Here is a 14,597-nt window from a genome sequence, read left to right on the forward strand (position 1 = left end):
TATAGATGAAACACACAAAATAGAAAGCACTAGCTGTTACATATAACTAGGGCTTTCTATTTTGTGTGCCCGGCTAAGTTGAGAACTGCTTAATCTTTTCTTAGAAGCCAAGTCCGCTATAGCTAGCTCCAACTATAATCAATACGATAAAGAGTACAATGATGAATGGAAATCCACTCTTACCAGCCTGTCCATCTTCACCGCCGCTACCACCATATCCCATATGAATGTCCTCCTTATTGTTATATGTTGTTTTTACTTTTCTAGATTCATCAAAAATTTCCTTTCCAAAAGCTGATTAACTTGCAAATCATTCTGTTTCATTTTACAATTTACTTACCGACCGGTAAGTAAAAATAAAAGAGGTACAGTATGACAAAAAATTTACAAACATCACAGCACATTGTAGAGGCATCATTTAAACTAATGGCAGAGCACGGCATTGAGAAGATGAGTCTTTCCATGATTGCGAAAGAAGTAGGCATATCAAAACCTGCCATTTATTATCATTTCTCTTCTAAAGAAGCGTTAGTAGACTTTTTATTTGAGGAGATTTTTTCTGGGTATCAATTTGTGAGTTACTTCGATAAAGACCAATATACGGAAGAAAACTTTGCAGAAAAGTTGATCGCAGATGGCTTACAAATGTTGTCTGAGTATAAAGGCCAAGAAGGTATATTACGCGTTATAAATGAATTCATCGTAAGTGCGACGCGAAATGAAAAATATCAGAAACGTTTATTTGAAATACAAGAGGAGTTTTTAAATGGATTCCACGATTTATTGAAGAAAGGTGTGGAACTTGACGTTGTGTCACAAGATGCAACGGAGGAGAATGCTCATACGTTAGCGCTTGTTATTGATAACATGAGTAATTACATATTAATAGGATTCGATTTAAAGTATAAAGAAATTTGGATTCAAAATGTGAAAAACGTAATGAAGAGGGAGTAAAAATGAAAATGCAAAAAACTGGTGGCTCGGTTTTCTTGGATTTGTAGGAGTTTATAGAATCCCAAGTGCTATAGATGCTTTTCAAGGTGATAAGAGCTGGCTAGCGTTAATTAGTTTAGTTTGGCTACTTTGGTTCGGATATTTATTCCTGAGAAAAAAGTGGATAAATAATAAAATTTCAATTTTGTGTAAAAATATGTAAAATATAGTTTGAGAGTATTCATATATTATATTACTAGGTTTGGAGTGGTTACATGGAGCCATTGAAAAATGAAATTCACCCTGACATGGTCAAGGTGTGGAAAACGCGTTCCTTAATTGAACTAGGAATAAGTATTATAGTCATTTTGGCATATCTTTTCTTTATGATTAAGTTTAATTGGTGGGCTTGGATTTTTTATGTGCTCATCGGATTAACAATTGCATATACGCCGTTTGATTACTTTACGTTTCCGAAATTGCGTCAACGTTATTATAGCTATCAATTAAATGAAGAAGAGCTTGAAATTCAGCACGGTCTTTTCGTCGTAAAACGTGTATTAGTACCGATGATTCGTGTACAGCACGTAACGATTGAACAAGGGCCAATTATGAGAAAACATGGACTAGCAGAATTACATATTTCAACAGCAGCAACTTCTCATAGTATTCCCGGCTTAACGATGTATGAAGCAGAAATGTTAAAAACGAAAATCGCAGAATTAGCGAAAGTGAGTGATGAGGATGTATAAGAGGCAGCATCCCATCACGATGTTATTAGAATTAAAAATAACAGATTTTATACCATTAATTATTTTCATGTTTAGCTTAAACGGGAAATTTCCTTTTTGGTATTTAATTCCCGTTGGATTCGGTTTACTTACCATCTTTTCAGCATTTGAAAAATGGTATTACACAACATATTGGGTCGAAAATAACGTATTACATGTTAAACAAGGGCTCTTTGTGAAAAAGGAGAGCTACTTAAATAAAGAACGTGTCCAAACAATTAATACAAGTTCTAACGTGCTATATCAAATGCTCGGTTTAAAGAAAATTCAAATCGAAACAGCTGGTGGAGGCGATGATGCAGAAGTGAGCTTAGCTGGTATTACGGCAGATGAAGCGACGGAGCTTATTACCTTACTAAATGAGCCGACTCCAGAAGTAAAAGCAGAAGAAGCGTTAGACGAAGTAGCAGAACATGCAGTAGAAAAAGAAATCATTACAGAGGAAAAACAAGCGACAGAATACAAGTTAACTTGGAAAGAAATTTTATTAGCGTCTATTACATCTGGTCAGTTTGGATTATTATTCTCTTTAATATTTTTCGTTTATAACCAAGTGGACGAGTACATTCCGAAATGGATCAAAAATAGCGTAGAATCTTATGTAATGGACCACGACATATATGGCTGGATTTACATGGTAGCTATTTTACTAGTCGTTTCTTGGATTATATCTACAATCGGTTATGCGTTAAAACATGGGGATTTCACAGTGAATCGAAGAAATGATGAAGTACGCATTTCGCAAGGATTACTTGAGAAAAAAGAACTCGTACTAAAGTTACATCGTATTCAAGGTATTACAATAAAAGAAGGCATTTTACGCCAACCGCTCGGTTACTGTGCTGTGCAAGTAGAAGTCATTCAAAGTGAGGGAAAAGAGGAAAAAGTTACACTACATCCGATTATTCGAAAAGATCGTGTGCAACAGTTACTCACTCATTTACAATTGCCATATGAACTGAATACAAACATTATTTCATTACCAAAAGCAGCATTACGCCGCTATCTCATTGATAGTTTCATATTCTTCGCAATGCTAGCAATCCCGCTTACGGGAACAAGCATATACTTTGAAAAGTATTTTATCATGTGGGCATTATTACCGCTCGCAATCCTCATCTTTACACTTGGATACGCAACTTTTAAAACAAATGGTTACAGTGTAAATGGAGAGCAAATTACAATTGTACATCGTAGTATTGGAAAACATACAGGACTTGTAAGAAGAAGGCACGTCCAATCAATTGAAAAAACACAATCATATTTCCAGCGCCGCGCAAATTTATGTACGTATAAGTTTTCTAGTGCGTCATCGGAGTATAAATTAGAGCATACGAGAGTAGAAGATGCGGAGAGAATGGAAGATTGGTATAAGAAGAGAATAAGTGAGGATTAATTTGAAAAGGCTTGCCTATTATAAAAGGCAGGCTTTTTTGTTATAGAAAAATGAGTGGTTTACATTTAGACTAGTTTTTTCTTGGTTTCATCTATATGTTAGTACAAATACAGCACGCATTTATCAATACTTGTAAAAAAAGGTAGTATGCTTCTATTTCAGGGAATTTTGTGGAATTTTTGATATAAATGGTATAATAATGTAGAAATATTTTTAGGAGGTTATATATGATAAGTCAGTTGAAAAGAGAAGCACTTGATGCATTAAAAGGTAAGTGGGGATTCGCGGTAGGGGCAACCTTCTTACTTGGAATCCTTATTGGAGCTGTTGAGCTTTTAACGACAGGTGTTTTCTCGATACTTTGGGGATGGGAAGAAGCAAGTGCTTCGCTTACAGTAAGTATTATTGTAATGCTTATTATCGGTCCGTTAACAGTAGGGGCCTATTATCTTGTTTTAAATGTAATTCGTGGGACTAATGCTCGTATTGGTCATATGTTTAGATGGTTTAGCGATGGAAGTAAGTTTATGAAGGCATTTTTAACATATTTACTAATGTATGTATACTTGATTCTATGGACATTACTTCTTATTATCCCGGGTATTATTAAATCACTTTCTTATTCTATGACGTATTTTATTTTGAATGATCATCCAGAATACACAGCAAATCAAGCAATTACGGAAAGTCGCCGTATGATGAATGGACATAAAATGGATTACTTTTTACTATGCTTAAGCTTCCTTGGCTGGTTCGTTTTAAGTATTCTTACTATAGGAATCGGTTTCTTATGGTTAGCACCTTATTTCTACTCGACATCGGCAGCGTTTTATGAAGAGATTTCAAAAGAATATTATAAAAAAGAAAGTACTACGTTCTAATAAAACATTTAAACCATCTGTTTCCTATATTCTTTAGGGGATAGGTGGTTTCATTTTTTTAATGATATTTCCTTTATATCGAGGAGTCTTATGGGATACTTTACTGTCTTCAATAGTAGTATTGCTAAATTTAATATTGTCCTTGAAAACTTTACCTAATAAATAGGTATAATTATTTTTAGTAAAAATAAAAGGAGTAAAATAATGAAATACACTTGTCCATGTTGCGGATATAAAACATTAGAAGAAGAACCACCAGGTACATATGAAATCTGTAAAATATGTTATTGGGAAGATGATCCTGTTCAGTTTAACGATCATGACTTTGAAGGTGGAGCAAATGAAGCTTCGTTAAGACAAGCACAGAAAAACTTCATTGCGTTCGGTGCTTGTGAGGAATGTTGTGTGGGATCAGTTAGAAAACCAACTAGCGAAGATGTGAAGGATGCTAGTTGGAAGCAAATTTGTTAAGTAGTTTATAAATAAAAATGTTATTACTCAGTTCAACGGGAGTAATAACATTTTTTTATGTAATGATGAAAGAGTTAACGCCGTCTTATAAGGTAAAACAATAAAGATGATAAAGTAATAGGAAGGCCGGTGTTCAAAAAGGCTTCTAAATTAAAGGATAGAAAATCTCTATCGCTAAACCACGTAAAGAATAAATGATTGTAGGAAATACCTAACAGTATAAATACAGGAATTCCAACTTTTAATTCGTGACTTCTTTTTACTTTTCTATAACAAAACTCCCCTAATAAACAACCGATAAGAACAGGAATGCTTCCAAGAATTGAAAACATAATAATAGATACCCAAATCGGTCCCCATGAATCCGCATAATTTGGAACTAGTGCATACTGTAAAACATTCATAACAATAGAGAAAACTAGTAAGCAAGTGAAATAACTAATGGAAAATTTCTTCAATATAATCCCCCGCGTCTATGTAAAATAAAAAGACATGTAGCAATAGAACTAGATGCAAATTAAAAACATAAGGAAAGATAAAGATCTTCCTGTGTCCTGTATGTGATTATATCAAAAAAGTGATAAAAACTAGCGGTTATATGGCATGATTTTAGGAGCCGTCCCAAAAGGTATTTTGGGACGGCTTCTTTTATTAAATAGGGAAGTTATTATTGTCGTATTTTGTAGTTAAGTCGATATTCTTTGTCGAAACGTCGATATAATGCAAGTTATGTTCGATATATTTCAATTTGCGTCGATATATGTGGAGTTGTGGTCGATAAAATTTCATGTACTATTGCAATTTTACTCAGTAAAAACATAACTTCAGTCTGAAGTTCAACTTTTGGGACAGGCCTTTTTTTGTTGCCAAAAAACTTTCGTAATACATGCAAAGTTGAATTTTTAAGAAAAAGTTAAGGAACGAAAGTCACAAGTGATTGATATATAGGCTCCTGCCTCATATACATCACCTTAATAATTTTGAGGTACTTTTTATTTGTCAACTTAGTGGAAATGGAGCGGGATCCTTTACACGCTGTTACGAAAAACGCGTATTTATACTAAAGATTGGAACCTTATTGGCGCCTAAAAATGTAGACAGGGGAAAATAATGTAAAAAAACTATTGTATGTTCAAAAACCTTATGTTACATTTGTGTTACGAATAAGTTACAAATAGTGACTTTTGTTACGGTTTGTTTTCTGTTGTTTTTCGGTATGTTACGAACTGTGGTTCGTATTTCCAATTAACCGAGAATATGTAAAGTTAAAGAAATAGCAAACTATAAACTAAAAATGATTTTTCTATGTGTATAAGAGTGTGTGTAGTAAAGAGTCTGAGTGAGAGCTTTCTTTATGCGCATTATTAAAATTCCTTTCTGTCTTGAAAGAAGAAGACTACCAACTATTTAGGAGTTTTAAGTAATGATAGTAAATGAAATGTACTTCCTTTCCCACACACAATGTAGTACATATTTACTTTCAGTCTAATTGCTACACAGACTTTTATACATATGAAGTTGTTGTTTTAGGGATATATAGGGGGAGAGAAAATGAAAAAATTATTAACAGTAATTGGACTTACATTTTTAATGTTAGCTGGATGTAGTGATGGGAATTTTGAAAAAGCGATGGATGAGGGAAATACCGCAATAACGAATAAAGAATATAAAACAGCCTTATCATCATTTGAAAAAGCACTAGATGAGAAAAAAGATGATTCAGATGTAAAAGTGCTTGTAGAACAAACGAAAGCAATGATTGAAGCTATGAAGCTAAAAGAAGAAACAAAGGTGGAAGAATCTATTAAATCATTCGAAAAAGTAGAGAGTGTGAAGAATGGAAGTAGTACGCTTATAAAACAAGCAAAGGAAGAACGAACAGCGTTACTAGCCATCTTAGAACAAAAAAAGAAGTATAGTGAGCAACTGGTGAAAAGTGAAGAGTTAATAAGTAAGAAAAGTTATTCAGAAGCGAAAGAGTTATTAACTAAGCTAGTTTCAGACACAAAAGATAACAAGAACCTTGAAGAATATAATAAAAAAGCAGCAGGATTAATCACGAAAATCGGTGAAGAAGAAAAAAATGCAAAGAGTGAAACAGTAGCAGCGAAACCAGAAAAAACGAATACAGCACCGACTCAAAAGGTAGCGACAGAGAATAATCAAAAGGTAGTGACAGAAAAGCCTCAAAAAGTAGCGACAGAGAATAATCAAAAGGTAGAGGCAGAAAAGCCTCAAAAAGTAACGACAGAAAAGAACCAAAAGGTAGAAACAGAGAATAATCAAAAAGTAGAGACAGGAAAGAATCAAGATGAATTTACTTTTGAAAAAGCTAAAGGATATATCAAAAATGAATATAAAGAAGAATATGATTACACGCTAGAGGATACGCAAGTAGAAAATGGAAAGAAATATTATCAAATTAGAGTGCGTACGACATATAAAATAGAAGGTGCAGCTGGATCAGGATTTACTGGCGTATTCAAAGTATTTGAAGATGGTACAATTGTTGAAATGCACTAAATTGATGAAAAGATATCCTCAAAGTACTTGAGGATATCTTTTTTAGCATAAAAAAAGGCATCTAGCAAAAATACTAGATGCAAATAAAAACACAAGGGAAGACAAAATTCTTCCCTTTTCCCGTAAGTAATTATATCAAAAAAATTATAAAAAACTAGCTTTATTTTTTATATATTGGATGTGTGAAGCTAGGAAAGTATAAGATTACACTATTTCCGTAGTGTTTTGTTGAAAAAAGGAGCTGTATATATGATTAATTTCAAACCAGAAAATTTGAAACAACTATTCAAAGTGATGTTGATTAGTGCAAATAAATCGTATGATGCGATTAAAGATTATGAATGTACGGGAGAAGCGGTAACATTCCGTGTAGACTTCGAATATATTGATGTTTCTCTTATGATTATAGATATGTTAGGGAGATCGGCAGCAAGATTTACTGTTTTGCCATTTGCTCATCAGGATACGAATGAGATAGATTATATTCAGTTTCAAGTGTATTCGATTAATGAAGGGAATTTTAAAGAAATACTCGATAAGATGTAGGAAACTATAAATTTACAAAATTGTATATAACGCCTAATATATAATTAATAAATTCATATAATTGGAGTGATGAGATGCAGCCGTTAGAAAGGGAGATTCATGCTAATATGCTGAAAGTGTGGAGAATTCACGCTTTAATTGGGGCGGCGGTTATACTAGCAGTCGTAATTGCGTATTTCTTTTTTATGATTAACTTTAACTGGTGGGGCTGGTTGTTTGGGCTGCTAGTAACAGGGGCTATTACGTTTATCCCGCTTGATTATTTTGTGTTTCCGAATTTACGTCAGCGCTATTATAGTTACAGATTAAATGAAGAAGAGATTGAGATTCAAAAGGGAATGTTCGTTGTTAAGCGTGTGCTTATTCCGATGATCCGTGTACAGCACGTAACGATTGAACAAGGACCAATTATGAGAAAGTATAATTTAGCAGAATTACATATTTCAACAGCGGCAACTTCTCATAGTATTCCAGGTTTAACGAAAGAAGAAGCAGAACAGTTGAAAAGACAAATTGGGGAACTTGCGAAGGTGAGTGATGAGGATGTATAAGAGGCAACATCCAATCACGATAGTATTAGGTATTCGAATTGCAGGTTTATTGCCTTTTATTTTTCTTGTTCTATTTCGTTCAGACGAGAATGAACCGTGGTATTTATTTTATTTTGTTTTATTGTTCCTTTTAACTATTATGGCTATTTTCTCAGCTGTAAAATGGTATTTTAAAGTGTACTGGGTTGAAAATAATATTTTACATATAAAACATGGTGTGTTCGTTAAGAAAGAAAGCTACTTAAATAAAGACCGTGTGCAAAATATTAGTACGTCTTCTAACGTTATTTATCAATTATTTGGACTTACGAAACTAAATATTGAAGTAGCTGGCGGCGGTACTGAGCCAGAAGTGATGTTAGCGGGTATTAAAGAGGATGAAGCGAAGGAACTAATTGCCTTATTACATAAAGAAAGAAGTGTTGTGACTGAAGAAGTGCCCGCAGCAGAAGAAAGTAAGACGGTGTATCAGTTAACAACGAAAGAAATTTTATTCGCAGCCATTACATCTGGTAAATTCGGATTAGTATTTTCTGGACTACTTCTTATTTACTCAGAGTTTAATGAATTTCTACCAAAATGTCTCATAAATAAAGTGGAAGCGTATGTGATGGATAACGGTGTATATGAATTAATCGTTATGGCCGCGATTTTAATGGCAATTTCGTGGGTCATTTCTACAGCCGGCTATGCGTTGAAATATGCGAACTTTAAAATTGAGCGAAACAGAAATGAAATTCGTATCGTTCAAGGGCTATTTGATAAGAAAGAGTTTGTGTTAAAATTACACCGCATTCAAGCAATTACTGTGAAAGAAGGAATTCTTCGGCAGCCTTTCGGTTATTGCTCTGTCGAAGTGGAAGTCATTCAAAGTATAGAATCCGCGGGGAATGAAGTGATGTTACACCCTTTTATGAAGAAAAAAGATGTACAGCAGTTACTTACCTATTTACAATTGCCGTATGAAATGGAAGAGGAAATCGTTCATTTACCGAAAGCGGCATTACGCCGTTACGTAATAATGGGTTGGATTACAAGTGCGGTGCTCGCTGTACCAATTGTCAGTGCGAGTATATATTTTAAACAACATACCGCATTGTTCACTCTGATACCGCTAAGTATCGTATGTACAATACTTGCATACGCTCGGTACACAAGCGGCGGTTATATGATGAGAGAAAATCAATTAACGATGGTGTACCGTCGTCTTGCGAAATATACAGGGATCATGCGTAGAAGACATGTGCAAGTAGTTGGATACAATCAATCTTATTTTCAAAAGAAAGACGAGTTGTGTACTGCTGCGTCAGCAGTAGCGGGGCATAGATATGAAGTAAAACATATGCGTAAACAAGACGCACTTCGTATATATAATTGGTACAAAGAAAAAGGAAACACCAGTGTGTAATGGTGTTTCCTTTTTTGTCGTAAAATCGATATCTTTAGTCGAATCGTTGATATATTTCAAGATGTGATAGATATATTGAAAAAATCGTTGATATATTCAAAGATATGATAGATATATTCGGAAAATCGTTGATATAATTTCATGCGTCGCTAGCTCTGAGCTCCGAACTCCGAAACTTAAACTAACACATCAAAAGTAGTCACAAAAGATGGACGAGAGAAAATGCTTTTTTGCCCTTCCGCATGTGGATGCGCCGGAGCTTGTCCCTCTGCTTGTGCAGGGCGTTTTTTATGAGCATTTTCGAATGAACGTGATTCTGTCCAGTCTTTAAAGTTTTGCTCTGTTTCCCACATTGTTAAGATGACATATGTATCGTTACTTAATGGGCGAAGAACGCGGATCGCTTGGAATCCAGGCTCGTTTTCGATAAGGCCTGCGCGGTTTTTAAAACGGTTTTCAAATACAGGGCGACCTTCGTCTGTTACAGAAATGTTGTTACAAACGATATAGCCAGGTTGTCCTTTAAATTCGCCAACAGCGTCTAGTACGTCATACTGAAGTGAGCCTTCTACAGATTCTTCAGTATTTTCTTTATAAAACATATTTTTCTCATCATTTTTTGCAGTGAAATGTGCTTGTTCTAGAGGTGTTTCGTATGAAATAATCGCCTTCATTTTAATGCCCCCTTTATAGTTTGTTTTTATTATACCAACTCTTTAGAAAAACTTCGAAGATTATATACATAAAGATAATTCTTTTTCAAATAATAAATGTACCATCATTTGGAAAGAAGGCCGATGTATGAAGAAAGTAAAGTGGACTTTATTAGGTGGGTTAGCAACGTTTGTATTAGCAATTGTAATTTATAAACTTATTGTGTTAGCTGGTGGCTATATGATGGATGAAAAACAGCTCGTTTTCCACTCTTCATCACGTATCGTTGACCAGAAAGGAAAAGAAATTACGAAATTATATGTAGAAAATAGAGAACTCGTACCAGTCGAGCAAATTCCGAAGTATGTGCAGCAAGCGTTTGTTGCGGTGGAAGATTCTCGTTTTTATGAGCATCAAGGGGTTGATTATCCATCTATATTGCGTGCTCTCTATAAAGATACGTTAGCTGGTGAAAAGGTAGAGGGCGGTAGTACGATTACACAGCAACTTGCTAAAAATGTCTTTTTAACTCGTGAAAAAACATTGACTCGTAAATTAAAAGAGGTCGCGATTTCTCTTCAATTAGAGCAAAAATATACGAAGCAGCAAATTCTTGAAATGTATATGAATCATATTTATTTTGGCCATGGGGCTTACGGTATTCAAGCGGCAGCAAAGCTGTATTTTAATAAAAATGTAGAGGATTTAACAGTAGAAGAAGGAGCAACGCTTGCAGGTCTCCCGAAGTCACCAAACGGATATTCACCGTACTTATCTCCGGAGAAGAGTAAAGAGCGCCGTGATCTCGTATTGTCACTGATGCATAAACAAGGCTATTTAAATGCAGAAGAAAGTGTTCGTTATCAAGGTAAGACAATTGCTCTTTATAAAAACTTAGATGAGAATGAACTCGCATATATGCCGTACATTGATATGGTCATAGATGAAGCAGCACGTTTATACGGATTATCTCATCTAGAAGTGCTTCGCGGAGGATATACGTTTGTCGTACCGATGGATGAAAAGATTCAAAAGGTAGCGTATAACCAGTTTCAAGATGCAAGAAATTTCCCTGGTAAAGAAAATGGGGCGCAAGGGGCATTTTTATTAATGGATAATCGCACGGGCGGGATTAAAGCTGCGATTGGCGGAAGAAAGTACGTCCCGAGAGGGTTTAATCGTGTCTTTGCAAAAAGACAACCGGGCTCTGTTTTAAAACCACTTCTAGTGTATGCGCCAGCACTAGAAACGAAAAAGTATAATCCATATTCTTTATTAACGAATGAAAGAAGTTCTTTTGAAGGGTATGAGCCTCGAAATTACAATCATGAGTATTCGAAAGAAATGACGATGTACGATGCGATTGTAGAATCAGCGAATGTACCGGCAGTTTCTTTATTAAATGAGTTAGGGGTAGAAGAAGGAAAGCAATATTTAGAGAAAGGAAATGTTCATATTGCAGACGCTGGTCTAAGTACAGCGCTTGGCGGGCTGAAAAATGGCGTTTCAACGTTGGATCTTGTGAAAATGTATCGTGCATTTTTAGCAAATGGCAATATTATTGAGCCTCACGTTATTGATAAAGTGTTAAATAGACACGGTGCAGTCATTGGGGAATCACCAAAAGTAGAAACGAATATTTTCTCGAAACAAACGGCATGGTATATGACGAAAATGTTAGAAGGAGTTGTGAAGGAAGGGACAGCGAAAGCAGGGGTATATAACGGTGCATTAGCTGGAAAGACGGGTACAACTTCATTGCCAAATGACGACAACGGAGCTAGAGATATGTGGTTCGTTGGCTATACGCCGAATTTAGTGGGCGCTGTTTGGATTGGTTATGACCGCACGGATAAAGAGCATCAGTTGCAAGGGGAAAGTGCGTCCGCAACGAAATTGTTTAAGAAAATTTTAACGAAGGCAAATGTAGAGCATAAAGAGAAGTTTATGAAACCAGAAGGAGTGGAAACAATCGGTGCTCCGATTCGATTGCGCAGGATTGAAGATGTAAAAATGAAACTATCGTTTAGTCCTTTCGGTTTATTTAAAACAAAATTAAGCTGGACACCACTTCCAGATGAAAGAGTTATGTATCGAATTTACAGAGTGGAAAACGGAATTCATACGCATGTAGGCACTGTAACAGGTGCTGGAGAATATGAGGAAAAGTTTGTTAACATATTTTCAAAACCGAGTTTTTACGTTGTACCATATAACACACAAACGAATCGCGAAGGAGAAAAGTCAAAAGTAGCTAAACCATAGTTTTTCTCTGTGCTATAATAAGAATGTTGTGAAAATAGTAAGCGGTTTTACATATGTTTGTGTCAATTTCATGAACAACGTACATAATATTATGCATTTTGTTTTTACAAGCTGTATAGTAAAAAAAGATAAATATCGCACGTATTCGAAGCATTGGCAAGGAAGGGAGCAAGGGTCTTGGTAAGAACTATAAATGAGACATTTTTAAAAGCATGTAGGGGGGAACGTACAGAGTATGTACCAGCATGGTATATGCGTCAAGCAGGTCGTTCACAGCCGGAATATAGAAAGATAAAAGAAAAATATTCTCTATTTGAAATTACACATAATCCAGAGTTGTGTGCTTACGTTACAAAGTTACCAGTTGATCAATATAATGTAGACGCAGCAATTCTTTATAAAGATATTATGTCACCACTACCTGCAATTGGTGTGGATGTTGAAATTAAATCTGGTATTGGCCCAGTAATTGATAATCCAATCCGTTCTTTACAAGACGTAGAAAAACTAGGAGAAATCAATCCAGAAGATGACGTACCTTACATTCTAGATACGATTCGTTTATTAACGACAGAGATGTTAGATGTACCGTTAATCGGTTTTTCAGGAGCTCCATTTACGTTAGCGAGCTATATGATTGAAGGCGGTCCTTCTCGAAACTACCATAATACGAAAGCATTTATGTACGCTGAGCCGAAAGCTTGGTTCGCTTTAATGGATAAGCTTGCAGATATGGTTATTACATATTTAAAAGCGCAAATTAACGCAGGAGCAAAAGCAGTTCAAATTTTCGATTCTTGGGTTGGAACAGTAAATGTAGCAGATTACCGCGTATTTATTAAACCAGCGATGGAGCGTATTTTTGCGGAAGTTCGTACGATGGGTGTTCCGATGATTATGCACGGCGTAGGAGCTGCACACTTAGTGAACGAATGGCACGACTTACCGCTTGATGTAGTCGGTTTAGACTGGCGCTTACCAATCGAAGAAGCACGCGCACGTGGCGTTCATAAGGCGGTACAAGGAAATATGGACCCTTCGTTCTTATTAGCACCTTGGCCCGTTATTGAAGAACATGTAAAAGCTATTTTAGATCAAGGGATGAAGCAGCCAGGTTATATCTTTAATTTAGGTCACGGCGTATTCCCAGAAGTAAATCCAGATACATTAAAACGTTTAACTACATTTATTCATGAATACTCTAAAGGGCAGTTAGCGAAGTAAAGGAGAATTGCTGTATGAAAAAGAAAATTGGTTTGCTTGTAATGGCATACGGAACGCCATATAAAGAAGAAGATATTGAACGTTACTATACACATATTCGCAGAGGAAGAAAGCCAAGTCCTGAAATGCTAGAAGATTTAACAGAGCGTTACCGTGCAATTGGTGGTATTTCTCCTTTAGCTACTATTACATTAGAGCAAGCTAAGAAGTTAGAGACGCGTTTAAATGAAATGCAAGATGAAGTAGAGTACCATATGTATCTTGGCTTAAAACATATTGAACCGTTTATTGAAGATGCAGTACAAGCTATGCATAACGACGGTATACAAGATGCAATTGCACTTGTTCTTGCGCCTCACTATTCTACATTTAGTGTGAAATCATACGTTGGACGAGCGCAAGAAGAAGCTGAGAAACTTGGAAACTTAACCATTCATGGCATCGATAGCTGGTATAAAGAACCGAAATTCATTCAGTACTGGGTTGATGCAGTGAAAGGTATATATAACGGTATGTCAGAAGCAGAACGTGAAAAAGCAGTGTTAATCGTATCTGCTCACAGCTTACCAGAAAAAATTATCGCAATGGGCGATCCATATCCAGATCAATTAAATGAAACAGCTGATTATATCGCACGCGGTGCTGAAGTAGCAAATTATGCAGTTGGCTGGCAAAGTGCCGGAAATACACCAGATCCTTGGATTGGTCCGGATGTACAAGATTTAACGAGAGAACTAAATGAAAAGTATGGATACAGTTCATTCGTATATGCACCAGTTGGATTTGTTGCGGAACATTTAGAAGTTTTATATGACAATGACTTTGAGTGTAAAGTTGTAACGGATGAAATTGGCGCGAAATATTATCGTCCAGAAATGCCAAATGCATCGGACGCGTTTATTGATTGTTTAACAGATGTTGTATTAAAGAAAAAAGAATCTGTATTGTAAAAAG

General features: G+C 35.6%; 15 protein-coding genes. 12 read left to right on the top strand and 3 right to left on the bottom strand.

Annotated elements, in window-relative coordinates:
- Window positions 1-100: 100 nt before the first annotated feature.
- Window positions 101-223 carry a YjcZ family sporulation protein gene (locus MR065_RS04025; RefSeq protein ID WP_242212592.1) on the bottom strand — a complete coding sequence of 41 codons (123 nt, stop codon included), beginning with the start codon at window positions 221-223 and terminating at the stop codon, window positions 101-103.
- Window positions 224-372: 149 nt separating this feature from the next.
- Between MR065_RS04025 and MR065_RS04030 the strand changes: the two genes are divergently transcribed.
- The 5 genes from MR065_RS04030 to MR065_RS04050 all read left to right on the top strand — a co-directional run bounded on the left by MR065_RS04030 (window position 373) and on the right by MR065_RS04050 (window position 4,472).
- Window positions 373-954, top strand: a complete 582-nt coding sequence (locus MR065_RS04030; protein WP_242212593.1) for a TetR/AcrR family transcriptional regulator — start codon at window positions 373-375, stop codon at window positions 952-954.
- Window positions 955-1,208: 254 nt separating this feature from the next.
- Window positions 1,209-1,685, top strand: coding sequence for a PH domain-containing protein (locus tag MR065_RS04035; RefSeq protein WP_242212594.1), 477 nt, complete (start codon window positions 1,209-1,211; stop codon window positions 1,683-1,685).
- Window positions 1,678-3,120, top strand: coding sequence for a PH domain-containing protein (locus tag MR065_RS04040; RefSeq protein ID WP_242212595.1), 1,443 nt, complete (start codon window positions 1,678-1,680; stop codon window positions 3,118-3,120). The genes MR065_RS04035 and MR065_RS04040 overlap by 8 nt, the downstream gene beginning before the upstream one ends.
- 227 nt (window positions 3,121-3,347) lie before the next feature.
- Window positions 3,348-4,001, top strand: a complete 654-nt coding sequence (locus tag MR065_RS04045; protein WP_242212596.1) for a DUF975 family protein — start codon at window positions 3,348-3,350, stop codon at window positions 3,999-4,001.
- Window positions 4,002-4,205: 204 nt separating this feature from the next.
- The gene (locus tag MR065_RS04050) at window positions 4,206-4,472 is read left to right on the top strand and encodes a CPCC family cysteine-rich protein (RefSeq protein WP_242212597.1); all 267 of its coding nucleotides are present in this window, start codon (window positions 4,206-4,208) and stop codon (window positions 4,470-4,472) included.
- A gap of 74 nt (window positions 4,473-4,546) precedes the next feature.
- Here the strand turns inward: MR065_RS04050 and MR065_RS04055 are convergent, their stop codons facing one another.
- Window positions 4,547-4,930, bottom strand: a complete 384-nt coding sequence (locus tag MR065_RS04055) for a hypothetical protein (protein ID WP_088057828.1) — start codon at window positions 4,928-4,930, stop codon at window positions 4,547-4,549.
- A 1,093-nt stretch (window positions 4,931-6,023) separates the two neighbouring features.
- On the opposite strand from MR065_RS04055, the gene MR065_RS04060 reads away from it, so the two are divergent.
- The 4 genes from MR065_RS04060 (at window position 6,024) to MR065_RS04075 (ending at window position 9,500) form a co-directional block, all read left to right on the top strand.
- Window positions 6,024-6,995, top strand: a complete 972-nt coding sequence (locus tag MR065_RS04060) for a hypothetical protein (RefSeq protein ID WP_242212598.1) — start codon at window positions 6,024-6,026, stop codon at window positions 6,993-6,995.
- Window positions 6,996-7,244: 249 nt separating this feature from the next.
- Window positions 7,245-7,541, top strand: a complete 297-nt coding sequence (locus MR065_RS04065; RefSeq protein ID WP_242212599.1) for a protoporphyrinogen oxidase — start codon at window positions 7,245-7,247, stop codon at window positions 7,539-7,541.
- Window positions 7,542-7,615: 74 nt separating this feature from the next.
- The gene (locus MR065_RS04070) at window positions 7,616-8,092 is read left to right on the top strand and encodes a PH domain-containing protein (RefSeq protein ID WP_071723779.1); all 477 of its coding nucleotides are present in this window, start codon (window positions 7,616-7,618) and stop codon (window positions 8,090-8,092) included.
- The gene (locus MR065_RS04075) at window positions 8,085-9,500 is read left to right on the top strand and encodes a PH domain-containing protein (RefSeq protein WP_242212600.1); all 1,416 of its coding nucleotides are present in this window, start codon (window positions 8,085-8,087) and stop codon (window positions 9,498-9,500) included. The genes MR065_RS04070 and MR065_RS04075 overlap by 8 nt, the downstream gene beginning before the upstream one ends.
- A 176-nt stretch (window positions 9,501-9,676) precedes the next feature.
- On the opposite strand, the gene hmoB is transcribed toward MR065_RS04075, so the two are convergent.
- Complete coding sequence (gene hmoB, locus MR065_RS04080) at window positions 9,677-10,174, bottom strand: heme-degrading monooxygenase HmoB (RefSeq protein WP_097905903.1); 498 nt, start codon at window positions 10,172-10,174, stop codon at window positions 9,677-9,679.
- Window positions 10,175-10,301: 127 nt separating this feature from the next.
- Between hmoB and MR065_RS04085 the strand changes: the two genes are divergently transcribed.
- The 3 genes from MR065_RS04085 to hemH all read left to right on the top strand — a co-directional run bounded on the left by MR065_RS04085 (window position 10,302) and on the right by hemH (window position 14,593).
- On the top strand, window positions 10,302-12,419 hold the full coding sequence (locus MR065_RS04085) for a transglycosylase domain-containing protein (protein WP_242212601.1): 2,118 nt from the start codon (window positions 10,302-10,304) through the stop codon (window positions 12,417-12,419).
- 177 nt (window positions 12,420-12,596) lie between these two features.
- The gene (gene hemE / locus MR065_RS04090; RefSeq protein ID WP_242212602.1) at window positions 12,597-13,643 is read left to right on the top strand and encodes a uroporphyrinogen decarboxylase; all 1,047 of its coding nucleotides are present in this window, start codon (window positions 12,597-12,599) and stop codon (window positions 13,641-13,643) included.
- Window positions 13,644-13,657: 14 nt separating this feature from the next.
- The gene (gene hemH / locus MR065_RS04095; protein WP_242212603.1) at window positions 13,658-14,593 is read left to right on the top strand and encodes a ferrochelatase; all 936 of its coding nucleotides are present in this window, start codon (window positions 13,658-13,660) and stop codon (window positions 14,591-14,593) included.
- Window positions 14,594-14,597: the final 4 nt, after the last annotated feature.

It is taken from the genome of Bacillus cereus group sp. BfR-BA-01383, from assembly GCF_022663495.1.
Lineage (GTDB): Bacteria > Bacillota > Bacilli > Bacillales > Bacillaceae_G > Bacillus_A > Bacillus_A cereus_AU.

What these genes read in the sequence shown, in the direction of transcription:
- MR065_RS04075 (WP_242212600.1), top strand. Translation starts at nt 8,085, where the DNA reads ATGTATAAGAGGCAACATCCAATCACGATAGTATTAGGTATTCGAATT.
- MR065_RS04025 (WP_242212592.1), bottom strand. Translation starts at nt 223, where the DNA reads ATGGGATATGGTGGTAGCGGCGGTGAAGATGGACAGGCTGGTAAGAGT.
- MR065_RS04060 (WP_242212598.1), top strand. Translation starts at nt 6,024, where the DNA reads ATGAAAAAATTATTAACAGTAATTGGACTTACATTTTTAATGTTAGCT.
- MR065_RS04050 (WP_242212597.1), top strand. Translation starts at nt 4,206, where the DNA reads ATGAAATACACTTGTCCATGTTGCGGATATAAAACATTAGAAGAAGAA.
- hmoB (WP_097905903.1), bottom strand. Translation starts at nt 10,174, where the DNA reads ATGAAGGCGATTATTTCATACGAAACACCTCTAGAACAAGCACATTTC.
- MR065_RS04045 (WP_242212596.1), top strand. Translation starts at nt 3,348, where the DNA reads ATGATAAGTCAGTTGAAAAGAGAAGCACTTGATGCATTAAAAGGTAAG.
- hemH (WP_242212603.1), top strand. Translation starts at nt 13,658, where the DNA reads ATGAAAAAGAAAATTGGTTTGCTTGTAATGGCATACGGAACGCCATAT.
- MR065_RS04065 (WP_242212599.1), top strand. Translation starts at nt 7,245, where the DNA reads ATGATTAATTTCAAACCAGAAAATTTGAAACAACTATTCAAAGTGATG.
- MR065_RS04085 (WP_242212601.1), top strand. Translation starts at nt 10,302, where the DNA reads ATGAAGAAAGTAAAGTGGACTTTATTAGGTGGGTTAGCAACGTTTGTA.
- MR065_RS04035 (WP_242212594.1), top strand. Translation starts at nt 1,209, where the DNA reads ATGGAGCCATTGAAAAATGAAATTCACCCTGACATGGTCAAGGTGTGG.
- MR065_RS04070 (WP_071723779.1), top strand. Translation starts at nt 7,616, where the DNA reads ATGCAGCCGTTAGAAAGGGAGATTCATGCTAATATGCTGAAAGTGTGG.
- MR065_RS04030 (WP_242212593.1), top strand. Translation starts at nt 373, where the DNA reads ATGACAAAAAATTTACAAACATCACAGCACATTGTAGAGGCATCATTT.
- MR065_RS04040 (WP_242212595.1), top strand. Translation starts at nt 1,678, where the DNA reads ATGTATAAGAGGCAGCATCCCATCACGATGTTATTAGAATTAAAAATA.